Genomic DNA, 26,988 nt, shown 5'->3' on the forward strand with positions numbered 1-26,988 from the left:
GCCGCGGCGGATCGCCGCACGTACGCGGCGCCCCGGTCCGGTGCCGATGCTCGGCCGTGGTGGCCGGCGCCCCGTGGGCACCGGCCACCACGCTGGTCACCTGCGCTTGGCCACCAGCAGGTTCCAGTGGGTGAAGCCGTCGAAGAACGGCGTGATCGATGCGACGTCGAAGCCGGCCGCGCCGATCAGCGCCCGGTACTCCGACTGGGGCCGGACCTTGCCTCCGTTGGTGGCGAAGACGGCGAAGTCGATGGCCGACGCCTGCTGCGCGTGCACGGGGTTCACTTCGTCGTCGGTGACCTCGTCGGCGATCATCGAGTCGACCACCAGGAGGGTCGCGCCCGGCTCGGCGGCGCGATGGATGTTGCCGACGATGCGCGCGGCGTGCTCGTCGTCCCAGTCGCACAGCGTGCTCTTGATCATGTAGAGGTCGCAGCCGCCGGGGATCTCCCGCAGGAAGTCGCCGTCGACCAGGTCGACCCGGTCGGCCGTGCCCGCCTCCGTGAACAGGTTCCGCGCCCTGCGGACCACCTCGGCCCGCTCGTACAACACGCCGCGCACGCCCGGCACTTCCGTCAGGACGCCGTTCAACAGGTTGCCGTGGCCGCCCCCGATGTCGGCGATCCGCTTGAAGGGGGTGAAGTCGAACTGCCCCACCAACGCCTGCGCGCAGTGCGCGGTGACATGACTCATCGTCACGGCGTAGTGCTCGGCTTCCTCCTCGTGGTGGTCGTAGTACTCCCAGAACTCGTGGCCCTCGACCTTCGTGTTGACGCGCCGGCCCGCGCGCACCACCTCGGCGAACTCCTCGGCCCTGCGCGTGAGGTTGGGCCCGACTATGCCCATGGCGACGCTCTTCAGCCTGCCGTGGTCCGCCTCCATCGCGGATCCCAGCGGGCCGAGCTCGAAGGTGTCGTCGTCCTTCTCGCGCACCAGGTCCAGCGATGCGGCGGAGCGCAGGAACCGGCGCAGCGCATCGCGGTCGGCATCGATCGCCTCGGCCAGTGCGTCGACGCCGCGCGGGCCGTCGGCCAGGTGCTCGGTGATGCCGAGCTGCGCCGTCGCCCGCACGATCTGCGAGAAGATGTAGCTGGTGATGATCGTCCGCAGCGTCGTCGCCGCGTCGGTGTCCGCCTCGGGGGCACCCATCGTGTCCTTGCTCATCGTCGGACTCTCCTCGCTCATCGTCGGACTCTCCTCAACTCTCGTGTGGCGGGCCCCGTCACCAGACGACCGGTAGTTCCTCCAGCCCGCACACATTGATGGATTCCTTGCACGGAAGGTGTTCGATGGGGGCGGCCGGCCGCAGGTCCGGGCGTCGCCGCAGGAGCGTCTCGAGCACGATGCGGAGTTCGGTGCGCGCCAGTTTCGCGCCGACACACTGATGCGCCCCGTGCCCGAAGGCCAGATGGCCGCGGCCCTGGCCGACGCGCAGTTCGCCGGGCTCGTCGAATGCCCGGGGATCGCGGTTGGCCGTCTGCACCGACAGCACCACGCCCTCTCCCGCGCGAATCGTCACTCCGCCGACCACGACGTCCTCACTCGCGACGCGCAGGAGCGCCTGCTGGGCAATGGTGAAGTAGCGGAGGAACTCCTCGACGGCCCCTGGGATGCGCGCCGGGTCGCGCGCGAGCTCTTGCCGGAGTCCGTCGTCGGCCAGCAGTCTCGCGACCGAGACCGTGATCATGCCTGCCGTGGTCTCGTGCCCCGCGATGAGCAGCAGGTTCGCGAGCGACACGAGCTCGTCGTGGTCGTACTCGCCGGTCTCCCGCAGCAGCCTGATCTGCCTGCCGAGCAGGTCGTCCGGCGGGTCCGCCTCCTTGTCGCCGACGAGCCGGTCCAGATACGACGTCAGGTCCGCGAAGATGCCCATCCTGTCCGCCGCGCCGGTCTCACGCCGGAAGGCGGCGGTGGTGCGGTCGTTGAACCAGTCGTGGTCGGCGTAGGGAATGCCGAGCACCCTGCAGATCACAGCCGATGGAACAGGCAGGGCCAGTGCCTTGACCAGGTCGACAGGACCGTCCGCGGTCTCGATCGCGTCGAAAGCGGCGTCGACGATGCGTTGGATGTCCGGCTCCATGGCGCGGACCCGAGCGGTGCCGAACTCGTCCTGGATCCTGCGCCTCGCCACCGTGTGCTCGGGCGCGTCCATCCCCGCCATGGTCGGCGGCATGCTGGCCACGGCTTCCCGCTGGCCGGGCGCCAGCACCGGGTAGCCGTCCTTGCGGAGGTCCGAACTGAGCCCGGGGTCGGCGAGTGCGGCGCGGACGTCCGCGTACCTGGTCACCAGCCACGGTCGGCCTTCGTGCGTCCTGACCGGGCACACAGGAGCGGTGTCCTGCAGACGTACGTACTCACTCGGTGGCGCGAAGGGCCATGGGCACGGGAGGGGAAACGAAACGACCGCGTTCTTCGTGGGCACCGCGGACTCGACCATGCCTCCTCCTTGACCACGATTGATGGCCGTCGATAATCCGAGGCTTTCCTGGATGACCGGGAAAGCATTCACACGACACGCATGACTGTATAGAGCATGCGTGCGGAGATCCACATCGAAAATGAGTTACGGCTCGCACGGAGAGGGCAGCGGTCCGTCACGCCGCCGATCACGAGAGGCCGCACACCGCCGAAAATCCGCACGAGTCGCGACCCCGGTCGCGAGAGAAATTCTCTGACCAGTGCATTTCTGTGACCCGGATCAGTCTCGTTGTCTCTTCAATGGCCGCAAATGATATTGCCACTCAAGGGTCGAACACTGTACAGAGAAAGCCCAATTCACTGTTTGGGGGTCTACAGGATCGATATCCGCATGAGTTGCCAGAGGCGCATAATGCCTGTTGTGTGAATTGGGTAAAGGTGACTCGGCAGGGGTGCCGTCAGCGAACGCCGGGACCGTCGCCCCCGGCCGTCACAGTGCGCGGGCCAGAACCCGCGAATTCCTGCGCGGATCCAGGCACTTGGCCCAGGCCGCCGGCGCCTGGCTCGCCGGGGCAGGGGCGAAGCCGTGGTGGAGGAACAGGCTGCCGCTTCCCGTCGTCGCCGTGAACAGCGCGGCCAGCGAGAGGGACTGGGCCCTGGCCAGTGCGGCGCGCAGCAGCAGGGCCCCCACTCCGCGGCCCTGACTGCGGGAGGCGACACAGAAGTTGAACAGGACGCCCATGGCCGACCGGCCGCTCCCGGCGGCGGCCTCGTGCACCTTCAGGCCCACGCATCCGTCCAAGGCGCCGTCACCGCCGTCCACGACCAGGAAGTCGGCCGCATCCGAAACGTAGAAGGAGCAAGGGCGTTCGCGCAGCGCACCCGAGAGAACGAAGGGCCGGGAGAGGGTCATCAGCGCGGCGGCGTCCCCGCGACAGCCGGCGCGCACGGCGAGGGCGGTGGACGCGGGGGCGCGGGCGGGCAGTGGCGCGGGGAGCGGGGCAGCCGTGATCACGGGTTCTCTTTCCTCACAGCCCTGGCGTTCGCTGAAGTCGGCTCGTGCACCATGCCACCCAGGGCAAACTAAGGCTAGCCTTACCTAAGTGACCTTCGCAAACGGAGTCGGGGAACCCCGGCGAGCACCGCCTCTTCGCCCATGGGGACAGGGCAGTTGATCCGGCCGCCGAACACCACGGCGTCCGGTCCCGCACTCACAGCGGCTTCGCATCGCGCGCCCTGCGGCCGTCCACGAACGTGGCCACCACCTCGATGTCGCCGATGCGCGCGGTGTCGACGCGCCGCGGGTCGTCGCCCAGGACCACCAGGTCCGCACGCTTGCCCGGGGCGAGGCTGCCGGCGCTGTCGTCCCAGCGGCAGGCGTACGCTCCCGCGACGGTGTAGGCGTGCAGGGCCTCCTCCACCGTGATCCCCTCGTCGGGGCCGATCAGTCGGCCCGAGGCGGCGGCGCGCTCCACCATGAACTGGACGGCCCGCAGCGGCGATCCGTCCGTGACGGGCCTGTCGGAGCTGCCCACGAGCGTGACGCCGTGGTCGAGGAACCCCTTGCCCCGGTACATCCACGGCGCGCGCTCCTCGCCCATGATCGAGGCGTAGTCGTCGCCGAAGTAGCGCAGGAAGTTCGGCTGGACCACCGCGCTCACACCGAGCCGTGCGAACCGCGGGAGCTGGTCGGGCCGGATCAGGCCCGCGTGCTCGACGCGGTGCCGCGCGTCGGCGCGCGGCCTGATGTGCTGCGCCCGCTCCAGGGCCTTCAGGGCGAGGTCGGCGGCGCGGTCGCCGATGGCGTGGACGGCGAGCTGCCATCCGGCGAGATGGCCATCGACGACGGTCCGCGCGAGGACCTCCGGGTCGTCCTGGAGCTGCCCCGTGTGCTCCATGCCTTCGTACGGGGCGGTGAGGGCGGCGGTACGGGCCATCATCCCGCCGTCGGTGTAGATCTTGAGGGCGCCCAGGGACAGCCAGTCGTCCCCGAACCCGGTGCGCAGGCCGAGGCCGAGGGCGCGGGGGATGCCGTCGTCCCCGTGCGCGGCGACCTGCCGCAGGGTGTCGGCGGCCGCCATCAGCTGCACGCGCAGCGGCAACCGGCCCTGGTCGCGCAGGAGTTGATAGGCGCCCGCCTCGACGGGACTGTGGCCGAGCAGTCCGCCGCCGACACCGGCCTCGGCGCAGGCCGTGATCCCCTCCGCGAGGCAGACCCGTCCGGCGTGCTCGATGGCGTCCGCGAGCTCGTCCTGCGAGTACGGCAGCCGCAGCCGGCGGGCCGCGGTCATGGCGCTCTCGGCCAGGAAGCCGTCCTGGTGCGGCACGTCGGCCGGGAGCAGGTCCAGGACGGCGCTGTTGACGACGCAGGCGTGGCCGGAGTCGTGCATCATGAACACCTTGCGGCCCCGGCTGACGCGGTCCAGCTCGCCGGCGGTCAAGTGCCGCCCCAGGGCTCGCTGGTCGTAGCCCGCGATGTCCACCCAGGCGTCGGGCGATGCCTTGCGGGACGCGGCGTCCGCCACCACCGCGAGGACGTCGTCGACCCGCTCGCAGGGTGCCACGCTCGGCGTACTCGCCTTCAGGCCTGCCCAGGCCAGATGCACATGGCTGTCGATGAACCCGGGCAGCACGGTGGCACCCTGGAGGTCGATCACCTCCTCGGCGGGGAGCGCCGTCACCGCACCGTCGAGGCCGACGATCCGGCCGCGCCAGATGCCCAGGTCGTGGGCGACGGGATGGTCCGGATCCATCGTGAGTATGTGCGCGTTCGTCAACCTCGTGGTGAGCATGGGCTGTTCCGTCCCTGAAGGGTGTCGGTCACGCGAGGGCGTCGGTCACGGGCAGGCGGGGGTGGTCACTTGAGCGCTTCGGACACAGGGGCGCCGCCCGCCATGGCGGGTCGCTTGGGAGCCGCGGGGACCATCAGCGGGGTGCCGGTCTCCGGGTCGTCGATGATCCGGCAGGGCAGCCCGAAGACGTCCTCGACGAGCTCGGCGGTCATGATGCTCGCCGGGTCGCCCTCCGCCGCGATCGTGCCGCCGGCCTTCATCACCACCAGGTGAGTGGCGTAGCGGCAGGCCTGGTTGAGGTCGTGGAGGACCGCGACGACCGTGTGCCCCTTGCTCGCGTGCAGATCGGCGCACAGGTCGAGCACCTCGACCTGGTGGGCGATGTCGAGGTAGGTGGTCGGTTCGTCGAGGAGCAGGATCGAGGTCTGCTGCGCCAGCACCATGGAGAGCCAGACGCGTTGCCGCTGGCCGCCGGAGAGGTCGTCGACGGGCCGTTCCGCGAGTTCCAGGACGCCGGTCTGCCGCATCGCCTCGCGCACCGCGTCCTCGTCCTCGGCGGACCACTGCTTCAGGAGCCGCTGGTGCGGATAGCGGCCACGCGCCACCAGGTCGCCGACCGTGATGCCGCCGGGCGCGGTCGAGGACTGCGGGAGCAGTCCGAGGCGCCTCGCGACCTCGCGGGAGCGGTACGAGGCGATGGCGGCGCCGTCCAGGTAGACCTGGCCCGCCTTCGGCTTGAGCATCCGGGCCAGTGCCGTGAGCAGGGTGGACTTCCCGCAGGCGTTCGGCCCGATGATCACGGTGAACGACTGGTCGGGGATGTCGACGCCGAGGTGGGTCGCCACCGTCCGCTGGTCGTAGGAGAGCGTCAGGTCCTCGGCGCGCAGACGGGGTGTCGGACGGGTCGGACGGTTCGTTGCAGTCATGCACGGCTCTTTCGCGACTCGGTGACCAGCAGCCAGATGAGGTAGAGACCGCCGAGGACGCCGGTCGCCGCGCCCACCGGCAGGAGCGAGGGGGCGAAGAGGCGCTGCGCGGCGAGGTCGCCCGCGGCCAGCAGCAGCGCGCCCATCAGGGCGGTCGACAGCAGCGCGGGGCCGGAGGACCGGGTCAGGCGCCTGGCCAACTGGGGCGCGGCCAGGGCGATGAACCAGATCGGTCCCGTCACCGCGGTGGCGAAGGCGGCCAGGCAGACGCTGACGACGAGGAGCGCGGTGCGGGTGCGGCGCACTTCGAGGCCGAGCGCCATGGCGGTCACGTCGCCCATCTCCACCATGGAGAGGCGGCGGGACAGGAAGAAGGCGATCGGCAGCAGGACGGCGACGGCGATGCCGATCGCGTTCGCGTGCTGCCAGCCCCGGTTGCTCAGGCTGCCGATGAGCCAGGCCTGCGCCTCCAGGGCCTCCTGGAACGTCGCGCGGGTGATCAGGTACGAGTTCACGGCGAGCAGCAGCGCGCTCACGCCGATGCCGATGACGACCAGGCGGAAGCCCTGGAGTCCGCGGCCCAGCATGAGGAGGTACATGGCGAGGGCTGTCGCGAGGCCGCCGATCAGGGCGCCGACCGCGATCTGGGTCATGCTGCCGTGCATCACGATGATGACGACGAGCGCCCCGACCGCGGAGCCGTTGGTGAAGCCGATGATGTCCGGGCTGCCCAGGGTGTTGCCGGTGAGGCTCTGCAGGATGGCACCGCTGACCGCGAGGGCCGCGCCCACGCACAGGGCGGTCACCAGGCGGGGCATGCGCAGGGTGTTGACGATGAAGTCGGCGCCGCCGGAGCCGTTGCCCATCAGGGCCTTGACCACTTCCCCGACGGACAGCTCGAAGTCGCCGGTGGTGAGGGTGATGCCCATGACGACGACGAGCGCGGTGACGAGCACGGCCGTCACGGCCACGACACGGCCCTGGAACCGCAGCGACATTCCGCCGCCGATGCGCAGGACCATGCCGCTGACGACGCGCGGCGGGGCGTCCTCCTTCCCCCGCTTCCTCACCTGGGACTCCCCGGCGGCCGAGGCCTCGGCCTCGCGTACAGCACTCACAGCATGACCAGCTTTCGGCGGCGGCACAGCGCGATGAACAGCGGAGCGCCGAGGAACGCGGTGACGATGCCGACCTGGATCTCGCCCGGAGCGCCGATCACGCGGCCGGTGACGTCCGCCCCCAGGAGCAGGATCGGCGCGAGCAGCATCGAGTACGCGAGCACCCACCGCTGGTCCGGTCCGATGACGAACCGGGCGACGTGGGGCACCGCGAGCCCGACGAAGCCGATGGGCCCCGCGGCCGCGGTGGCGCCGCCGCACAGGAGCATGACCGCGAGGGCGCCGAGCACCCGGGTCCTGCCGACGTTGACCCCCAGGGCCCGGCCCATCTGGTCGCCCATCGCCAGGGCGTTGAGGGAGGGGGCGAGCCCGAGGGCGATCAGGAGTCCCACGGCGATGAACGGCAGGACGACGTAGAGGACGTCGAAGTAGCGGCCCGACAGCGAGCCGACCGTCCAGAAGCGGAACTGGTCGAACGCCTTCGGGTTGAGCAGCAGGACGGCCGAGTTGAAGGCGTAGAGCACCGCCGTCACGGCCGCTCCCGCGACGACGAGCCGGTCCGGCGTGGCCAGTTTCCGGCCCGCGGAGCCCAGCAGATAGACGACGACCGAGGCGAGGGCGGCACCGAGGAAGGCGAACCAGACGTACCCGAGGAGGGAGCCGATCCCGAGGAACGCGATGGCCACCACGATGCCCGCCGACGCGCCGAGGTTGATGCCGAGGATGCCGGGGTCGGCGAGCGGGTTGCGCGTCAGGGCCTGCATCAGCGCGCCGGAGAGCCCCAGGGCCATGCCGACGAGCACGCCGACGAGGGTTCTGGGGATGCGGTAGTCGTGGATGATGACCGAGGTCTCGGACCCGTCGGGGTTCCACAGGGCGGACCAGGTGTCGGTGAACGCGATGCCTCTGGTGCCCACCCACACGCTGACCAGTGCGACCATCACGAGGGCGCCGAGCGCCAGCAGCAGACCGAGCCCCCGGAACGTCGTGGCGGTGCGGCCCGTCCCGGACTCCGCCGGGGCGCCGATCTTCTGTGCGGGCACCGGCCGGGCTTCGACGGACAACGACACTCCCCCTGCTGGCAGTTCAGCTGTGCGGCGGACCTGCGTCGCGCGGGCCGACGGATCGATACTTAGGTGAGGCTAACCGAAGGCTCCCAAGCGGTCAACGCGCAGGCCACGACGGGCGGGGAGACCTCGCACGCGACCAGGAATAACCTGTCGGGCGAAGCCGGGCCGACCTCATATTTAGAGTAGGCTTACCTAACCTTTCGATCATCTCCGTGGGGGATCACATGCCAACAGGAGGACCAGCAGGAGGACTTGTCCTCCGCAGAGCGATCAGGGGACAGCGCCGACGCGTCGTCTCCTCGTCCTTGTTGGGCATGACCCACCAGGGCTGTGAGGCTCTGGTGCCCGTGGTCATCGGCGTCATCATCGACTCGGCGGTGGCGACCGGCGACTCCGGGTCCCTGATCCGCTGGCTCGTCGTGCTCGCGGTCCTCTTCCTCGTCCTGTCCACGAGCTACCGGACCAGCGCCCGCATCACCGAGGGCGCCGCCGAGCACGCGGCGCACCAGCTCCGCCTCGAACTGGGCACGCGCGTGCTCGACCCGCGCGGCGGCGCCGACGCGAACCGGCTGCCCGGCGCCCTGACCAGCATCGCCACCAACGACGCCCGACGCGTGGGCTCGGTGACGACCGTCATCTCCTACGGCGTGGCGGCCCTCGCGGGCCTCGCGATCAGCGCCGTGGCCCTGATCAGGATCTCCGTACCGCTCGGCCTGCTCGTCCTGCTCGGCATCCCGCCGCTGCTCTGGCTCGGCCACAAGATCAGCCGTCCTCTGGAGCGGCGCAGCGAGACCGAGCAGGAGCACGCCGCCCACGCCTCGGGCGTCGCCGCCGACCTGGTCTCGGGCCTGCGGGTGCTCAAGGGCATGGGCGCGGAGTCGGCGGCGGTCTCCCGCTACCGCACCACCAGCCAGGACTCGCTGGCCGCCGCGCTGCGGGCCGCCCGCAGCAGGGCCGGGCACGAGGGCGCCGTCCTCGCGCTGACCGGCGTCTTCATCGCGGTCATCGGTGTCGTGGGCGCCTACCTCGCGATGCGCGGCAGCATCAGCGTCGGCGACCTGGTGGCGGCCGTGGGCCTCGCGCAGTTCCTCCTCGGCCCCTTCCAGCTGCTCACCTATGTCAACGCCGAGTTCGCCCAGGGCCGCGCCTCCGCACGGCGCATCGCCGAGGTCCTCGCCTCGCCCGCCACCGTCGAGGGCGGCGACGCCGAGCCCGGCAAGGCGGCCGACGGGCACCTGCGGCTGCGCGGGGTGTCGCTCGGCGCGCTGCGCGGAGTCGACCTCGACCTGCCCGCGGGCAGCCTGACCGGCGTCGTCACCAAGGACCCGGCCGCCGCCAACGACCTGCTGCTCTGCCTGGCCCGCGAGAGGGACCCCGCGGAAGGCGTCATCGAGCTCGACGGCGCGCCCCTGACCGGCATCGACCCGGACGCGCTGCGCCGGGCCGTCCTGGTCGCCCACCACGACGCCGACCTGTTCGAGAGCACCCTGCTCGACAACGTGCGCGCCGGGGCCGGCGGCGACACGGCCGCGGTCGACAGCGCCCTCAAGGCCTCGGCCGCCGACGACGTGGCCCGGCTGCTTCCCGACGGCGGGGACACCCTGCTCGCCGAGCGCGGCCGGTCCCTCTCGGGCGGCCAGCGGCAGCGCGTGGCGCTCGCCCGCGCGCTCGCCGCCGACCGCGCCGTCCTGGTCCTGCACGACCCGACCACCGCCGTGGACACCGTCACCGAGTCGCGGATCGCCGCCCAGCTGCGCGACGTACGCCGGGGCCGCACCACCGTCCTGGTCACCACGAGCCCCGCGCTCCTCGCGGTCACCGACCGCGTGGTGATCCTCGACGACGGTGCCGTGAGGACCGACGGCAGCCATCCCGAACTCCTCGCCGCCGACGAGAGCTACCGAGCGGCGGTGCTGGCATGACGACTTCACACGAAACGACTTCGCACGAACCGACAGAAGACGTACGGGACCGAACAGAAGAGACGGACCAGACCATGAGCGGAGCCGGCCCGGACCGTGCGCTCCTGCCGACCGCCACCGCCGCCGAGTCGATGGCGGCGCTCCGCACCATGCTCCGCGGCCACCGGCTCCTCGCCGTGGTGGCGATCACCGTCCTGGTCGCCGGAACCGGCATCGGTCTGCTGACCGCTCCCCTGCTCGGCCACATCGTCGACCTCGTGGTGGACCAGCGCGGGTCCCACGCCCTGACGCTGCCGCTCGTCCTGCTCATCGTCGTCGCCGTGGCGCGCGGCGCCGCGACCGCCATCGGCAGCTCGCTCGTCGCCCGGCTCGGCGAGACCGTCCTCGCGGCCCTGCGCGAGCAGTTCATCGAGCGGGCGCTGCGTCTGCCGCTCGAACGCGTCGAGGCGGCCGGATCGGGCGACCTGGTCTCCCGGGTCACCAGCGACGTCTCCATGATCGCCAAGTCGGTGCGGCAGGCGCTGCCCGAGTTCAGCCGCTCCGCCTTCACGATCGTGCTGACCCTCGGCGGCCTCGCCCTGCTCGACTGGCGGTTCCTGCTGGCCGCGCTCCTCGCGATGCCGGTCCAGGTGGTCTCCGTACGCTGGTACATGCGCCGCTCCTCCCCCGTGTACGCCGAACACCGCGTCGCCACGGGCGCGTTGCAGCACCAGCTGCTCGACAGCGTCGGCGGGGTGCGGACCGTGCGGGCCTTCCGCCTCGACAGGACGCACACGGATCTCCTGGAGCAGCGCTCCGGCGCGGCGCGGGACATCGGTCTTCGTGGCATCCACATCGTCACGGGGTTCTTCTCCCGGCTCAACCTCGCCGAGTTCATCGGGCTGAGCGCGATGCTCGCCACCGGCTTCGTCCTGGTGGACAACCGCTCGGTCAGCATCGGTACGGCCACGGCCGCCGCGCTGTACTTCCACAGCCTCTTCAACCCGATCAACGCCGCGCTGTACCTCCTGGACGACGCGCAGTCGGCCGGGGCGAGCTTCGCCCGTCTCGTCGGCGTCTCCGGCCTCCCGCCCGAGCCCGCGCCGCGGGAGCGCCGTGACGTGCGGGACGGTTCGCTCAAGGTCTCCGCGCTCAGCCACGCGTACGGCACCGGGAACCCGGTCCTGCACGAGGTCGACGTGGAGGTCCGCAGCGGGGAACGGGTCGCGCTGGTGGGGGCGAGCGGGGCCGGCAAGACCACGCTCGCCAAGCTCATCGCCGGCGTCCACCAGCCGTCCGAGGGGTCGATCACGCTCGGCGGCGTCGACGTCCAGGAGCTGGGCCCCGCCGGGGTGCGCCGCGCGGTCACCCTCATCAGCCAGGAGGTGCACGTCTTCGCCGGGCCCCTCGCCGAGGACCTGCGCCTGGCCCGCCCCGAGGCCACCGACGACGAACTGCGCGCGGCGCTGGCCCGGGTGGACGCCCTGGAGTGGGCCGAGGCCCTGCCCGACGGTCTGGCCACGGTGGTCGGCGAGGGCGGGCACCGGCTGACGGTGACGCAGGCGCAGCACCTCGCGCTGGCCCGCCTGGTCCTCGCCGATCCGCCCATCGCGATCCTGGACGAGGCCACCGCCGACGCCGGCAGCGCGGGCGCCCGCGTCCTCGAACAGGCCGCCTCCCGCGCGCTGGAGGGGCGTACGGGCCTCGTGGTGGCCCACCGCCTCCCCCAGGCGGCGACCGCCGACCGCGTGATCGTCCTCGACCGGGGGCGCGTCGCCGAGACCGGCACGCACGACGAACTGGTGGCCGCGGGCGGCCTGTACGCCACGCTGTGGGCGGCCTGGTCCGACAGCCGCCGCGAGCCGGCGCGAGTGGCCGAGCCCCGGCCGGCGACCGGCGATTCCGAGCTCCCGGTCTCGACGGCCTGCTGAGGCGAGCACATTCCAGAGACGAAGCACAGCAGAAGGCCGACGCCCCCGTGGAACCGGGGGCGTCGGCCTTTGCATCGCGGTACGGCAGCGCCCCGAAGGGGCGCGGGGAACTGCGCGACCAGCCCCCACACACCCGCGGACCGCCACCCGTCAAACGCCCCCTCCTCGCACAACGCCGCCGCCCGCAAGAGGACGTTCCTCTCGCGGGCGGCGGCGTACAGGGAAGGGGTGAGCGAGGCTCAGCCCTGCTGCGCGGCGATCAGACTCGCCGGACGCAGGTCCGTCCAGTGGGACTCCACGTAGGCCAGGCACGCCTCGCGGGTGTCCTCGCCGAAGACGGACCGCCAGCCGGCGGGGACCTCGGCGAAGGCGGGCCACAGCGAGTGCTGGTTCTCGTCGTTGACCAGAACCAGGAAGCGGGCCTGCGCGTCCTCGAACGGGTTGGTGCTCATGCGTTCTCACTCCTCATGGATGTGACGTTGAACAGCTCGGACAGCGGCTGTTCGGAATCTGCTGTCACCGTGCGCAGCAGGGTCTTGAGTTCGGCGGCGAGCCGCCGGGTCTTGGCGGTGCCGAGCCGGCCGGTGGCGTGGATCAGGGCGCAGTGCACGGGACCGTCGCCGCGCGGCTCGTAGAAGCTGAGGGTCAGCTCCGCACGCGCCGAGCCGGTCGGGACGGCCAGCAGTTCGCCCACGCCGCCCTCCAGCCGCTCCAGATCCGCCTGTTCGTGGTGGATCACCATGACCTGCGGCCCCTCGGGTCGCAGCCCGGCCGCCCGTACGACCTCGTCGAACGGTACGTCCTGCTGGTCAAGGGCGCTCAGGGTGGTCTCCCGTACGCGGGTCAACAGCTCGGTGAAGGTCGGGTCGCCCGCGGTGTCGGTGCGCAGCACGACCGTGTTGAAGAAGCAGCCCACGAGGTCGGCGAGCTGGTCGTCGGAGCGCCCGGCGACCATCGTGCCGACGGGCAGGTCGGTGCCCGCGCCATGGGCGGTGAGCAGCGCGGCCAGGGCCGAGTGCAGCACCATGAACATGCTGGTGCCGGTCGCGCGGGCGAGGCGGTCCACACCTGCGTGCAGCTCTTCGTCGAGGACGAACCCGACGTGCCCCGCGGCCCGGCGCGCGGCGTGGCCGTCCGCGCCGTCGGCGGGCGGTCCCCCGGCGGGCAGGTCCAGCGCGCGCGGTACGCCCTGGAGGCGGTCGCGCCAGTACGCCAACTGCCGGCCGCCCCTGCTGTCCGGGTCGGCGAGGTCGCCGAGGATCTCGCGTGCCCAGCGGGCGTAGTCGGCGTAGGTGACCGGCAGCGGTGCCCAGTCGGGGGTCCTGCCCTCGCCACGCGCCGCGTAGGCCGTGGTGAGGTCGCGGAACAGGGGGACGACCGACCACTCGTCGACCGCGAGGTAGTGCATCGTGAGGAGCACCGCCTGGCTTCCGTCCGGTCCGGTCAGCAGGCGGGCCCGCAGCGGCGGCTCGTGCTCCGGATCCGGTGCCCCCGCGGCCAGTTCGGCGAGGCGGGCGTCCAGGTCGGCGCAGCGCTCCACGGCCAGGGCCGGGGCGTCGACGGGCCGCTGGAGGACCGTCCCGTCGCGTTCGGTGAACGCGGTGCGCAGCGGCTCGTGCCGTGCCACGACGTCGGCGAGCGCCACGCCCAGCGCGTCGGCGTCGAGCCCGCCGGGCGAGCGCAGCACCAGGGCGTGGTCGAAACCGGGGCCCCGCCGTGCGGACTCCCACTGCCACTGCTGGACGGGGGCCACCGGCAGCTCGGCGCCGTCGGCGGCCGGGGTGTCGGCGCGGCGCAGGGCGGGCCGCGCCGCGGCGGCGCCGTCCAGCTTCCCCGCGACACCGGCGACGGTCAGCGCGTCGAAGACGTCCCGGATGCTCAGCTCGACCCCGAACTCGGCGCGGATACGGCCCAGAAGCCGCATCGAGGCCATCGAGTGGCCGCCGAGCGCGAAGAAGTTGTCGTGCACGCCGATGTCGTCCAGCTTGAGGACCTCGCAGAACAGCGCGGCGAGCCGGGCCTGTGTCGGCGTCGCGGGGCGGGCCTCGCCGGTCATGCCGGCCCAGTCCGGCGCGGGCAGCGCCTTGCGGTCCAGCTTGCCGTTGGGCGTCAGCGGCAGCGGTCCCTCCAGCGGGACGACGAGGGCGGGGACCATGTACTCGGGCAGCCGGCCCGCGACATGGGCGCGCAGCTCCTGCGGGTCGAGCTCGCGCGGCGCGGACCCGTCGCGCTCGGGCACGGCGTAGCCGACCAGGCGGACGATGTCGCCGTCGCGGTCGGGCACCACGGCGGCCTGGCCGACCGAGGGGTGGGCGGCGAGCGCCGTCTCGATCTCGCCGAGCTCGATGCGGAAGCCCCGGATCTTCACCTGGGTGTCGACGCGGCCGAGGAAGTCGAGGTTCCCGTCGGCGCGCCAGCGGGCGCGGTCGCCGGTGCGGTACATGCGGCTGCCCGGCGCGCCGAACGGGTCGGCGACGAAGCGCTGCGCGGTGAGACCGGCCTGGCCCAGGTAGCCGCGGGCGAGACCGCGTCCGGAGACGTACAGCTCCCCCACGACGCCGGGCGGCACGGGCCGCAGGTGGTCGTCCAGGACGTAGGCGCGGGTGTTGGGGTCGGGGCGGCCGATCGGGACCCGGCCGGTGACGCGGCCGCCGTGGGCGCGGGCCTGCCACAGGGTCGAGTTGACCGTCGCCTCGGTGAGTCCGTACGCACAGATCAGGTTCGCGGTGGCGCCGAACCGCTCGAAGAGGTCCGGCGGCACGGTCTCGGTGCCGACCAGGACGGTCGCGCCCTCGGGCAGTTCGCAGCCCGGCGGCAGCGCCGACATCAGGGACGGCGGCAGGATCATGTGGGTGGCCCGCTGGTCGGCGAGGAAGTCGGTGAGCGCGTGGCCCGCGACGCGTGCCTCGTCGGTGATCAGGACGAGCCTGCCGCCGTGGCACAGCGCCATCGCCAGTTCGAAGACGAAGACGTCGAAGCCGATCGACGCGAACTGCAGGACCCGGCTGTCGTGTTCGAGGCCCATCCGGTCGACGGCCGTGGCGACCAGGCTGGCGATGCCCTCGTGCGGCACGACCACGCCCTTGGGGCGGCCGGTCGAGCCGGAGGTGTAGATCACGTACGCGGCCTGGTCGAGACCGACCGGCCCGCCGGGCGCCGGTGCGTCGGGCAGCGTCTCCAGCTCCCCGACCGTGTCCGGGGCGTCGAGAAGCACCACGGGGACGCCCGCGACGTCCGGGATCTTCCCCGCGACCGGCTCGGTGCCGACCACGACGGCCGCGCCGGAGTCCTCGATCATGTAGGTGAGGCGGTCGCCGGGGTGGATCAGGTCGAGCGGCAGGAACGCGGCGCCCAGCTTCAGCGCGGCGACGACGGTGGCGACCATGTCCACCGAGCGCGGCACGGCCACGCCCACCACGCTCTCGGCGCCGACTCCGCGCGCGGCCAGCAGCCGGGCGATGCGGTTGGCGCGCGCGTCGAGCTGGGCGTACGTCACCGACCGCGAGCGCTCGACGACGGCGACGGCGTCCGGGCGCTCGGCGACCCGGCGGGCGAACAGCTCGGGCGCGGAGGCCTCGTCGACCGCGCGCGGCGAGCCGTTGAAGCCTTCGAGGACCAGGTCGCGCTCATCGGCGGAGAGGATCTCGGCCTGCGACAGGGGCTGTTCGGGGGCCGCGACGAGCGCCCCGACCAGCCTGCGCAGGCGGTCGCCGATGCGCTCTGCGGTCTCCTGGTCGAACAGCTCGGTGGCGAACTCCAGGCGGCAGCCGAGGGAGTCCCCGGCTCCGTCGTCCGTGGTGTGCTCGGTGAAGCTGAACACGAGGTCGAACTTGGCCGACTCGATCCCGAACGGCACGTACGTCGCCCGGAGTCCGGGCAGTTCGAGGGCGTCCCCGGTGCGGGCGTGGTAGCCGACCATCACCTGGAACAGCGGGTTGCGGGAGAGGGAGCGGGTCGGGTTGAGCGTCTCCACGACCGACTCGAAGGGCACGTCGGCGTGGGAGAAGGCGGCCAGGTCGGTCTCGCGCACCCGGCCGAGCAGCTCGGTGAAGCTGGGGTCGCCGCCCAGGTCGGTGCGGAGGACGAGCGTGTTGACGAAGAAGCCGACCAGGTCGTCGAGCGCCTCGTCGCCGCGGCCCGCGATGGGTGCGCCGAGCGGGATGTCCGTGCCTGCGCCGAGCCGGTGCAGCAGCGCCGCCACCGCCGCGTGGACGACCATGAACATGCTGGCGCCGGTCTCCCGTGCCAGGCTCCGCAGGCCCTCGTGGACGGCGCCGTCGAAGGCGATGTCGAGTTCCGCTCCGGAGAACGCGGGACGGGCGGGACGCGGCCGGTCGGTGGGCAGCTCCAGCTCCTCGGGAGCTCCCGCCAGGGCGGTGCGCCAGTACGCCAACTGCCGCGCGGCCAGGCTGTCTTGCTCGTCCGGGTCGCCGAGGAGGCGCTGCTGCCACAGCGCGTAGTCGGCGTACTGGACGGGCAGCGGCTCCCAGGTGGGGGCCGCGCCTTCGGTGCGGGCCGCGTAGGCGGTGGCCAGGTCCCGCAGGAAGGGCCGGTCGGACCACTCGTCGGTGGTGATGTGGTGCAGCAGCAGGACGACGACGTGGTCGTCGGGTGCCACCTCCACGACCGTGGCACGCAGCGGGAGTTCGGCCGCGAGGTCGAAGGGCCGCTTCACGGCGGCGTCGACGAGGGCGGGGATCTCCTCCTCGGCGGCCCGCACGTGCTCGACGACGGGATGCGCCCGCTCGGCGGGCAGCACCCGTTGGTACGCCTGGCCCTCGCGCTCGGCGAAGACCGTGCGCAGGGCCTCGTGGCGGGCGGTCACGTCGGCGAGCGCGGCGCGCCACGCGTCGTGGTCGAGGGCGCCGCGCAGCCGTATGACGAGCGGGAAGTTGTACGCGGCCGAGGTGCACTCGATCTGCTGGATGACCCACAGCCGCTGCTGGGCGTGCGAGAGCGGCAGTTCGTCGGGGCGCTCGACGGCGGTCAGGGCCGGGCGGGCGGCGCCACGCGACGCGGCGGCGCGCTCCACGAGTTCGGCGACGGTGGGCGCCTCGAACAGGTCACGGATGGCGAGTTCGGCGTCGAGCGCGGTGCGGGCGCGGCTGACGAGCCGGGTGGCGAGCAGCGAGTGCCCGCCGAGCTCGAAGAAGTTGCTGTCGACCCCGACGCCGTCCGCCGCGAGGCCGAGGACCTCGGCGAAGAGGGCGCACAGCGTCTCCTCCTGCGGGGTGCTCGGCGCGCGCCCGGCCGTCGTGCCACCCGCGAAGTCCGGGGCGGGCAGGGCCTTGACGTCGAGCTTGCCGTTGACGGTCAGCGGCAGGGTCGCCACGGGGACCAGGGCGGAGGGGACCATGTAGTCGGGCAGGGTGGTCTTGAGGTGGTCGCGCAGCGCCTGCGCCAGTTCGTCGCCGGGCGAGGCGCCGTCCTCGGGATCCTCGTCCGGGACGACGTAGCCGACCAGGCGCTTGGTGCCCGCGGCCTCGTGCACGACCACGGCGGCGTGCGCGATGGCCGGGTGCGCGGAGAGCGCCGTGGAGATCTCGCCCAGCTCGATGCGGTAGCCGCGGATCTTGACCTGGTCGTCGGTGCGTCCGAGGAAGTCCAGGAGGCCGTCGGGGCGCTGCCGTACGAGGTCGCCGGTGCGGTACATCCGCTCCCCCGGCGCCCCGAACGGGTCGGCGACGAACCGCTCGGCGGTCAGCCCCGCCCGGTCGTGGTAGCCGCGGGCGAGTCCGGTTCCCGCGATGTAGAGCTCGCCGGGGCTGCCCGGCGGGACGGGGCGGAGCATGCCGTCGAGGACGTAGGCGCGGGTGTTGCGGATGGGCATGCCGACCGTGGAGGTCGCGCTGTCGGTGGTGGATCCGCCGAGCGTGTTGATCGTGTACTCGGTGGGGCCGTACAGGTTGTAGCCGTACGTTCCCTCGGTGCGGCGCAGCTTCGTCCAGACCGTGTCGGAGACCGCCTCGCCGCCGAGCAGCACGAGGGCGGGGCGGTGCTTGCCCGCCGCCTCGTCGCGGTCGAGCAGCCCCTCCTCGATCAGCAACTGGGCATAGGTGGGCGTGACGTTGACGACGTCGACCTGGTGCAGGTCGCAGTAGGCCACCAGCGCCTCGGCGTCGCGGCGCAGCTCCTCGTCGCAGACGTGCACCTCGTGGCCCTCGACGAGCCAGAGCAGCTCCTCCCAGGACATGTCGAAGGCGAAGGAGACGGTGTGCGCGATGCGCAGGCGCCGCCCGCCGGCCGAGGCGATGGCCGGGTCGAAGATCTCCTTCTGGTGGTTGAGCTGCATGTTCGTCAAGCCCCGGTAGGGGGTGACGACGCCCTTGGGGCGGCCGGTCGAGCCGGAGGTGTAGATGACGTACGCCGGGTGTTCGAGGCGGCCTCGCACGCCGTGCGCGAAGGCCGGCCGCTCGGCGTCGGTGATCTCGCCGTCGGGCAGGGCCGCGAGCTCGGCCGCCACGGCCGCGTCGTCCAGAAGGAGTTCGGGAGCGACGGGACCGCTCTCGCCGCGCAGGGTCGGCGCCACGGCGGCGGTGGACACCAGGCACAGGGGTCCGGTGTCCTCGGCCATCAGGCGCAGCCGGTCGGCGGGGTGGTCGAGGTCGAGGGGCAGATAGGCGGCGCCGGTGCGCAGCACGGCGAAGAGCGCGGCCACCATCTCGATGGACCGGGGCAGCGCGAGCGCCACGACCTTCTCGGGCCCCGCGCCGCGGGCCAGGAGCAGCCGGGCGAGCCGGTTGATCTGGCCGTCGAGTTCGGCGTACGTGAGGGCGCGCTCGCCGAAGACCAGGGCCACCGCGTGCGGGGTGCGGGCGACCTGGGCGGTGAGCATGTCGGCGATGGTCTCGTCGGGCACCGGCTCGCGGCTGCCGCGCCAGTCGGCGGTCAGCGCGGTGCGCTCGCCGGGCAGCAGGAGGTCGACGCCGACCGTGCGGGCGGCCTCGGGGGTCCGGCCCGCGAGGGCCTCGGCAAGGCGGTCGAGGACGGTGGTGAACCGGGCGAGGATCGCGGTCGCGTCCTGCTCGGGGAACAGGTCGGGCCGGGCCGCCAGGGTGACGCGCAGCCGGGCGCCGGGCGTGACGATGAGCGTGAGCGGGAAGTGCGTGCCGTCCACGTTGGTCACGCCGGTGATGCCGTGCCGCTGTCGCAGCTCGGCCGCGCGGTCCTCGCCGTCGGCCGAGCGGAGCACGAACAGGGTGTCGAACAGGCGGCGGTGGCCGGTCTCCTGCTGCAGGGTGCCGAGACCCACGTACTCATAGGGCATGACGGCCGCGCGCTCGGACTGCATGCGGCGCAGCAGGTCGAGCAGCGGCTCGCCCGGGGCGAAGCCGACGCGGGCCGGGACGGTGTTGAGGAACATGCCGATGATCCCGGCCACGTTCGGCACGTCCGCCGGGCGTCCGGCGACCGCCGTGCCGAAGGCGACGTCGGCGCGGCCGGTCATCGCCGAGAGGACCAGGCCCCACGCGGCGTTCAGGACCGTGTTGAGGGTCAGTCCGTGGCTGCGGGCGAGGGTGCGCAGGCGGTCGCTGGTCTCCTGGGTCAGGAGGGCGTCGAAGTCCGCGGGGATGACCGGGCCGGTGTCGCGTCCCGAGGGGGCGACCAGGGTGGGCTCGTCGAATCCGGCGAGGGCCTCGCGCCAGGCGCCGAGCGCGGCGGTGGTGTCCTGCTGGTCGAGCCAGGCCAGGTAGTCCCGGTAGGTGCCGGGGGTGGGCAGGCCGCTCGCGTCGCCGCCGCGCTCGTACAGCGTGAACAGCTCTTCCAGGAACAGCCAGGCGGACCAGCCGTCCCACAGGATGAGGTGGTGGGTCACCACGAGCCGGTCCCTGCCGTCGCCGAGGCGGATCAGCAGCAGACGGCACAGCGGTGCGGCGGTCAGGTCGAAGCGCTGCCTGCGGTCGGCGGCCAGCAACTCCTCGACGCGGGCGCGCTGTTCGTCGGCGGGCAGCTCGGAGAGGTCCTCCTCCACCAGCGGGATCTCGGCGCCGTCCGCGATGAACTGCACGGGGCGGGGCAGCCCGTCGCTGGTGAAGCCCGCGCGCAGGCTGGTGTTGCGGTCGAGGAGCGCGCGGCAGGCTGCGCGCAGCCGGTCGGCGTCGACCCGCCGGTCGAAGTCCAGGGTCTCCTGGGACTGGTAGACGTCGAGCGCGTCGCCCGCGTCGTACGTGGCGTGGAAGTACATGCCCTCCTGGAGCGGGGAGAGCGGCCAGATGTCCGCGACGGGGAGCCCGGCGGCCGCGTGGACGCGGGCGGTCTCCTCCTCGGTGAGTTCGAGGCCGCCGAGCGGTGCGGGGGCCTCGGGCTCCGCGGGCTCCTGCGTGGTGGCGGGCGCGGCGGAGGTCAGCTGGGCGAGGAGCGCCTGCAGCGCGGGGTCGACGGCCGCGCCGGACTGCTGCTGCGCGGCCAGGACGGCCTGCAGGGCGGCGGCTGCCTGCCCGGCGTCGGAGGCGGAGACGGTCACGCCGTCGGAGTGCACGGGTACCTCGGTCGGTTCGGGGTCGGTCGGCGCCGCGGCCGCGGCGAGGGCTTCGGGGGTACGGCACTCGAAGACGTCGCGCGGGCTGAGCGTCAGGCCCTTCTCGCGGGCCCGGGTGGCGACCGCGATGGAGGTGAGGCTGTCTCCGCCCAGGACGAAGAAGTCGTCGTCCGCGCCGATTCCGGGCACGCCGAGGACGTCGGTGAAGATCGCGCACAGGGCGCGTTCCCGGTCGTCGCGGGGCGCGCGTCCGCCGGAGCGGGGCGCGGCCTCGGGTGCGGGCAGGGCGTTCTGGTCGAGCTTGCCGCTGGGCGTGAGCGGGAGTTCGCCGATGACGACGACGGCGCTCGGCACCATCTGGGCGGGCAGCGCGTCGGCGAGCGCCGCGTGCAGCGCCTCGCCGTCCAGTGCCTCGCCGTCCGGCGTGTCGCCGGCCAGCGCGTCGCCCCGGGCGGGCACGGCGTAGCCGACGAGGGTGCCGTCGCGGGCGATCACGGCCGCGCGGGCGACGCCGGGCAGCGCCGCGAGCGCGGTCTCGACCTCGCCGAGCTCGATGCGGTTGCCGCGGATCTTGACCTGCCGGTCGGTGCGCCCGAGGTACTCGACCGCCCCGTCGGCGCGGCGGCGCACCAGGTCGCCGGTGCGGTACATCCGCTCCCCCGGCGCCCCGAACGGGTCGGCGACGAAGCGCTCGGCGGTCAGGCCCGCCCGGTCGTGGTAGCCGCGGGCCAGCTGGACACCGGCCAGGTACAGCTCGCCGGGCACGCCGTCCGGCACCGGACGCAGGAACGGGTCGAGGACGTGCAGCCGGGTGTTCCACACGGGGCGGCCGATCGGGACGGCCTGCTCGGTGGCGCCCTCGTAGGGGAAGTACGTGACGTCCACGGCCGCCTCGGTGGGGCCGTAGAGGTTGTGCAGCGGGACGGGTCCGCGGCCCGAACGGGCGGTCAGCTCCCACCAGTTGCGGGCGTCCGCCCCCGTGAGCGCCTCGCCGCTGCAGAAGACGCGGCGCAGGCTCGCCGCCCAGTCGGGCGCGTGCGGCGTGGCCTCCATGGTCTGCACGTACGCGGCGAGCATGGACGGCACGAAGTGCATCGTGGTGATCCGCCGCGCGTGGATCAGCTCGGCCAGGTAGGCCGGGTCGCGGTGGCCGTCGGGGCGGGCGAGGACGACGGTGGCGCCCTCGGTCAGCGCCCAGAAGAACTCCCAGACCGAGACGTCGAAGCTGGACGGCGTCTTCTGGAGCACCCGGTCGTCGGCGTCGAGGCCGTACGCACTCTGCATCCAGGCAAGGCGGTTGACGATGGCCCGGTGGGTGACGGCGACGCCCTTGGGGCGGCCGGTGGAGCCTGAGGTGTAGATCAGGTAGGCGGGGTGGTCGGGTCCCGCAGGTCGGACGGGCGCGTCCGCCGCGGTCTCCGCCGGTCGGGCGGGCGCGTCGGGCACGGTGGCCGTCGGCTCGTGGGCGTCGACGACGAGGTGATCGAGTCCGGGTACGGCGGGCAGCCGCCCGGCCGCTTCGGCGGTGGTCACGACCGTGCGCGCGCCCGAGTCGCCGAGCATGAACGCGACGCGGTCGGCGGGGTAGTCCAGGTCGACGGGCAGGTAGGCGGCGCCCGCCTTGTGGACGCCGAGCAGCGCGACCATCAGCTCAGCGGAGCGGGGCACCGCGACGGCGACGTAGCACTCGGGGCCCGCGCCGCGCGCCCGGAGGCGCCGGGCCAGGGCCTCGGCCCGGCGGTCGAGTTCGTCGTACGTCAGGGTGGTGTCCTCGAAGACGACGGCCGTGGCGTGCGGGGTGCGCGCCACCTGGTCGGCGAAGAGCGAGGCGAGGGTGGCGTCGGGGACCGGGTGGGCGGTGGCGTTGAGTTCCGCGAGGCCCTGCCGCTCGCGCTCGGAGAGCAGGCCGGTGCGGGCGACGGTGCGGCCGGGCTCGGCGACGAGGGTGCGCAGCAGGGCCACGAACCGGTTGGCGAGCACGGCCACGGTCACCTGGTCCAGGCGCGCCGCGTGGTGCTTGAACCGCAGGAGCAGTCCGCTGTCGCCGGGCTCGACGACGAGCGCCAGGGGGTAGTGCACGGCGTCGAACACCTCGGCGCCGGTGACGCGCAGTCCGCCCGAGTCCTGCCCGGTCCCCATGTCGCCGCTCGGGTAGTTCTCGAACACCACGAGCGTGTCGAAGAGTTCGCCGCCGCCCGCGACCCGCTGGATGTCGGCGAGGCCGAGGTGCTGGTGGTCGAGGAGGGCCGTGTGCTCGTCCTGGACGCGCCGCAGCAGGTCGGTGAGGGACTCCTCGGCGCGCAGGGTCACCCGGGCCGGGACGGTGTTGATGAACAGGCCGACCGCGGAGTCCAGGCCCTCGACCTGCGTGGTGCGCCCGGACACGGTGGTCCCGAAGACGACGTCCTGACCACCCGTCAGCGCGCCCAGCAGCAGGCCCCACACGCCGTGGACGACGGTGCTCAGGGTCAGGCCGTGGGTGCGTACGTAGGCGGTGAGCTCCTCGGTGAGGTCCTGCGGGAGGCGGGTCTCGACGTGGCCCGGCTCGGACGGCTCCGGCGAATCCGGTGACGCGGACGGCGAGGGAAGCCGGGTGGGCCCGGCCAGGCCCTTGAGCGCCCTGGTCCACGCGGCGCGGGCGGCCTCCTTGTCGCGTCCCGCGAGCCAGGCCAGGTAGGACCGCGGGTCCACCGGCTCGGACAGGGCGGCGCCCTCGTAGGCGGCGGTCAGCTCGCGCAGCAGGACGGAGACCGACCAGCCGTCGGCGACGATGTGGTGCAGGGTGAGCAGGAGCCGGTGGCGCTGCCCGTCCTTGACGAGCGTGGCCCGCAGCAGGGGCGGCCGCGCGAGGTCGAACTGCTCGGCGCGGTCGGCGCGCAGCAGTTCGTCGAGGCCGGTCTCGGAGGTTTCGGCCTCCCGCCACGGCAGGGTCACCGCGTCCGCGAGGCGCTGGACGACCTCGCCGCCGGGCAGTTGACGGAACGAGGCACGCAGCAACGGGTGCCGGTCCAGGAGCGACTGGAGCGCGCGGCGCAGCCGGTCCGGGTCGACGGGGCCCGCGAGGTCGAGGAGCTCCTGGACGAGGTAGAGGTCGGCCGCGTCGTCGTCGAACTCCGCGTGGAAGAAGAAGCCTTCCTGGAGCGGGGAAACGGGCAGGGCGTCCGCGTCGAGGTCCACCGGGCTCTGCCGCACGGCCGCCGTCCCGTCGGCAGCCTGCGCGGCCGTCTGGGCGAGCGCCGCCACCGTGCGGTGCCGGAACACGTCGCGCGGCGTGAGGACGAGTCCGGCATCGCGGGCGCGGTTCACCAGCTGGATGGCGACGATGCTGTCGCCGCCCAGTTCGAAGAAGCTGTCGTGGACGCCCACCGCGGGCAGGCCGAGCACGTCGGCGCAGAGCGCGGCGAGTGCGGTCTCGGCCGGGGTGCTCGGCGCGTCGGCGCCGCGCACGGCGGACACGGCCGTCCACCGGGGCTCGGGCAGGGACTTGCCGTCGAGCTTTCCGTTGGGCGTCAGCGGCAGCGGTCCTTCGAGGACGACGACGGCCGACGGCACCATGTGGTCCGGCAGCGCGGCGCCGGCCTCGGCGCGCGCGGCCGTCACCGCGGCGTCGCCCTCGTCACCGTTCGCCTCCGCGACGAGATAGGCGACGAGGCGCTTGACGCCCCGGTGGTCCTCTCGGGCGAGGACGGCGGCCTGGGCGATGCCCGCGCAGGCCATGAAGGCGCTCTCGACCTCGCCGGGCTCGATCCGGTGGCCGCGGATCTTGATCTGGCCGTCCGCGCGGCCGAGGAACTCCAGGTTGCCGTCGGCGCCCCAGCGGACCCGGTCGCCGGTGCGGTACATGCGGGTGCCCGGCTCGCCGTACGGGTCGGCGACGAACCGTTCCGCCGTCAGCCCCGGACGTCCCAGGTAGCCGCGGGCGAGGCCGCGGCCCGCGACGTACAGCTCGCCCTCGGCGCCGACGGGGACCGGACGGAGCGCCGTGTCGAGCACGTAGGCGCGGGTGTTGGGGTCGGGGCGGCCGATGGGCGCGGGGCCCGGCCTGCCGCTCTCGGCGCGCCAGAGCGTGGAGTTGACGCTCGCCTCGGTCAGTCCGTACGCGACGACGATCCGCACGCGTCCCGCCCAGCGCGCGATCAGCTCGGCGGGGACGGCTTCGGTGCCGACCACCAGGACGGCGCCCTCGGGCAGTTCGCACTCCTGCGGCAGCGCCGAGACGAGCGAGGGCGGCAGGATCATGTGCGTGGCGCGGTGGTGCGCGATGTACTCGGTGAGCGCGGGGCCCGCGACACGGCGCTCGGCGGGGACGACGATGATCCGGCCGCCGACGCACAGCGACATGATCAGGTCCCAGACGGTCACGTCGAACCCGACGGAGGCGAACTGGACGACGCGGCTGGTGGCGTCGACGCCGAGCCGGTCGGTCGCGGTGGCGACGAGGCTGCCGACACCGTCGTGCGGCACCACGACACCCTTGGGGCGGCCGGTCGAACCGGAGGTGTAGATGACGTACGCGGCCCGGTCGAGGGCGATCGGCAGGCCGAGGTCGCCGGTGTCGAGCCCGGCGCGGGCCGCCACGAGGGCCGGGTCGTCGAGCAGGAGGTGGGTGACGCCCGCCGACTGCGGGAGTTCCGCGGCCAGTTCGCGCACGGTGACGACGGTGCGGGCCCCGGCGTCGTCGAGCATGTAGGCGATGCGCTCGCGCGGGTGGTCCGCGTCCAGCGGCAGATAGGCGGCCCCGGCCTTCATCACGGCGAGCAGGGTGATGACGAGCTCCGGCGAGCGGGGCAGGGCGACGCCCACGACGTCCTCGGCACGCACGCCGCGGGCGGCGAGGAGGCGGGCGAGGCGGTTGGCCTCCGCGTTGAGTTCGGCGTACGTCAGCTCGCGGTCCTCGTGCACGAGGGCGACGGCGTCGGGCGCGCCGCGGACCTGCCGCTCGAAGGCGGCGGGCCAGGACAGTTCGGGCACCTCGCGGGGCGCGACGCCGAACTCGTCGAGCAGACGGTCGCGTTCGGCGTCCGAGACGAGGTCGATGCGGCCGAGGGGCCGCTCGGGGTGCTCGGTGAGGGCGTCGAGCAGGGCGAGGAAGCGGCGCTCGTGGTCGTGGAGCGTCCGCTCGTCGCACAGGCCGGCGTCGGCATCGAAGTGGACGCTGATTCCGGTGCCCGCCGCGTACTCGGAGACGCTGACGGCCAGGTCGCTGACGGGGCCGAGCCAGGCGGGGTGGAGCGCGGCGTCGAGGCCGGGGAAGTTCAGGTCGCCGCCGGAGGGCAGGATGTTGACGGTCGGGCCGACCAACTCCGATACGCCGTCGACGAGTCCGAGCTCCCTGGCCAGGTCCTCGGCGCGGTAGCGCCCGTGCGCGACCGCGTCGGCGACCGCCCGGCGCACGTCGGCGGCCAGCTCGGCGCCGGTGGTGCCCTCGTGCACGGACAGGCGCAGCGGGACGACGTTGGACACCATGCCGGGGACGGCCTTCGTGTCCGCGTCGTGGCGTGCGGCGACCGGCAGTCCGAGGACGAGGTCGCGCTGTCCGCCGGCCCGGTGCAGGTAGGCGGCGACGGCGGCCACCACGAGGTGGGAGAGGCGGACGCCGGTGCGCTCGGCGGCGGCCCGCAGCCGGGCGGTGTCGGCCGTGCCCAGCTGTGCGGTGCGCCGGATCCGGCGCGTCATGAGGGAGGGGGCGCGCTCGACGAGGCGGGCGGGCTCCGGCCGGTCGGCCATGCGGTCCAGCCAGTAGGCGCGGTCGGCCCGGTACTGGTCGGAGGCGCGGTAGGCCTGGTCGGCGGCCACCAGGCGGGACAGCGGCCCGGCGGGTGCGGGCGCCTGCTCGCCCTCGGTGTAGAGCTCACCGGCGCGGCGGGTGATCAGTGCGGCGGTCATGCCGTCGGCGACGATGTGGTGGTAGCGCTGGTACCACAGGACGCGGTCGTCGGTGAGCCGGAGCACCGCGTGGGCGTACAGCGGCCCGTGCGCGAGGTCGGCCGGCCTGTCCCGCTCCGCGGCCATCCAGTCGGCGGCCGCGCGGTCCTGGTCCGGCTCCCGCCTCAGGTCGACGACGGGTACGTCGACGGGGTGCCGCTCGGAGATCTGTTCCGGCGTGCCGTCCTCGGCCGTGACGCGCACGTGCAGGGCGTCGGCCTCCTCGACGGACTGCCGTACGGCGGCGACGAGGCGTTGCCGGTCGACGGCGCCGTGCAGTTCGAGGACGAACGAGATGTTGTAGGCCGAGCTCTCCGGCTCGATCTGCTGAGCAAGCCAGATGCCTGCCTGCCCGCCGGTGACGGGTGTCCTGACGGGTGTCCTGACGGCAGAAGTCCGATCCGACTCGGCGTCAAACATCTTCGAAG

The 26,988-nt window shown here is 73.2% G+C and carries 11 protein-coding genes; 2 read left to right on the top strand and 9 right to left on the bottom strand.

What is annotated here, in order from left to right:
• Nucleotides 1–96: 96 nt before the first annotated feature.
• The 7 genes from ACZ4D5_RS22800 to ACZ4D5_RS22830 all read right to left on the bottom strand — a co-directional run bounded on the left by ACZ4D5_RS22800 (nt 97) and on the right by ACZ4D5_RS22830 (nt 8,324).
• Nucleotides 97–1,185, bottom strand: a complete 1,089-nt coding sequence (locus tag ACZ4D5_RS22800) for a methyltransferase (RefSeq protein ID WP_467774215.1) — start codon at nt 1,183–1,185, stop codon at nt 97–99.
• Between the two features lie 37 nt (nt 1,186–1,222).
• Nucleotides 1,223–2,287, bottom strand: coding sequence for a cytochrome P450 (locus ACZ4D5_RS22805; protein ID WP_467774216.1), 1,065 nt, complete (start codon nt 2,285–2,287; stop codon nt 1,223–1,225).
• 621 nt (nt 2,288–2,908) lie between these two features.
• Nucleotides 2,909–3,433 carry a GNAT family N-acetyltransferase gene (locus tag ACZ4D5_RS22810; RefSeq protein ID WP_467774217.1) on the bottom strand — a complete coding sequence of 175 codons (525 nt, stop codon included), beginning with the start codon at nt 3,431–3,433 and terminating at the stop codon, nt 2,909–2,911.
• 196 nt (nt 3,434–3,629) lie between these two features.
• A complete protein-coding gene (locus ACZ4D5_RS22815; RefSeq protein ID WP_467774218.1) occupies nt 3,630–5,210 on the bottom strand; it encodes an amidohydrolase in 1,581 nt (526 codons plus the stop codon).
• 65 nt (nt 5,211–5,275) lie between these two features.
• Entirely contained in the window at nt 5,276–6,136 is an 861-nt protein-coding gene (locus ACZ4D5_RS22820) for an ABC transporter ATP-binding protein (protein WP_467774219.1), read from the bottom strand.
• Nucleotides 6,133–7,254 carry a FecCD family ABC transporter permease gene (locus tag ACZ4D5_RS22825; protein WP_467774220.1) on the bottom strand — a complete coding sequence of 374 codons (1,122 nt, stop codon included), beginning with the start codon at nt 7,252–7,254 and terminating at the stop codon, nt 6,133–6,135. Before ACZ4D5_RS22825 ends, ACZ4D5_RS22820 begins: the two co-directional genes overlap by 4 nt.
• Nucleotides 7,251–8,324, bottom strand: coding sequence for a FecCD family ABC transporter permease (locus ACZ4D5_RS22830; RefSeq protein WP_467774221.1), 1,074 nt, complete (start codon nt 8,322–8,324; stop codon nt 7,251–7,253). The genes ACZ4D5_RS22825 and ACZ4D5_RS22830 overlap by 4 nt, the downstream gene beginning before the upstream one ends.
• A 224-nt stretch (nt 8,325–8,548) precedes the next feature.
• Here ACZ4D5_RS22830 and ACZ4D5_RS22835 point away from each other — a divergent pair, with 224 nt between their 5' ends.
• Together ACZ4D5_RS22835 and ACZ4D5_RS22840 are read left to right on the top strand one after the other, a co-directional pair.
• Nucleotides 8,549–10,246, top strand: a complete 1,698-nt coding sequence (locus ACZ4D5_RS22835) for an ABC transporter ATP-binding protein (protein WP_467774222.1) — start codon at nt 8,549–8,551, stop codon at nt 10,244–10,246.
• Nucleotides 10,247–10,320: 74 nt separating this feature from the next.
• Nucleotides 10,321–12,156, top strand: a complete 1,836-nt coding sequence (locus tag ACZ4D5_RS22840; RefSeq protein WP_467774223.1) for an ABC transporter ATP-binding protein — start codon at nt 10,321–10,323, stop codon at nt 12,154–12,156.
• Between the two features lie 239 nt (nt 12,157–12,395).
• Here ACZ4D5_RS22840 and ACZ4D5_RS22845 read toward each other — a convergent pair whose 3' ends face one another.
• Nucleotides 12,396–12,608, bottom strand: a complete 213-nt coding sequence (locus ACZ4D5_RS22845; protein WP_467774224.1) for an MbtH family protein — start codon at nt 12,606–12,608, stop codon at nt 12,396–12,398.
• A complete protein-coding gene (locus ACZ4D5_RS22850) occupies nt 12,605–26,980 on the bottom strand; it encodes an amino acid adenylation domain-containing protein (protein ID WP_467774225.1) in 14,376 nt (4,791 codons plus the stop codon). The genes ACZ4D5_RS22845 and ACZ4D5_RS22850 overlap by 4 nt, the downstream gene beginning before the upstream one ends.
• Between the last annotated feature and the right edge of the window lie 8 nt (nt 26,981–26,988).

The sequence above is a fragment of the Streptomyces sp. NPDC025651 genome, from assembly GCF_055558735.1.

Coding starts and splice junctions, on each gene's coding strand:
- ACZ4D5_RS22800 (WP_467774215.1), bottom strand. CDS start 1,185: ATGAGCGAGGAGAGTCCGACGATGAGCAAGGACACGATGGGTGCCCCC.
- ACZ4D5_RS22815 (WP_467774218.1), bottom strand. CDS start 5,210: ATGCTCACCACGAGGTTGACGAACGCGCACATACTCACGATGGATCCG.
- ACZ4D5_RS22820 (WP_467774219.1), bottom strand. CDS start 6,136: ATGACTGCAACGAACCGTCCGACCCGTCCGACACCCCGTCTGCGCGCC.
- ACZ4D5_RS22835 (WP_467774222.1), top strand. CDS start 8,549: ATGCCAACAGGAGGACCAGCAGGAGGACTTGTCCTCCGCAGAGCGATC.
- ACZ4D5_RS22840 (WP_467774223.1), top strand. CDS start 10,321: ATGAGCGGAGCCGGCCCGGACCGTGCGCTCCTGCCGACCGCCACCGCC.
- ACZ4D5_RS22845 (WP_467774224.1), bottom strand. CDS start 12,608: ATGAGCACCAACCCGTTCGAGGACGCGCAGGCCCGCTTCCTGGTTCTG.
- ACZ4D5_RS22850 (WP_467774225.1), bottom strand. CDS start 26,980: ATGTTTGACGCCGAGTCGGATCGGACTTCTGCCGTCAGGACACCCGTC.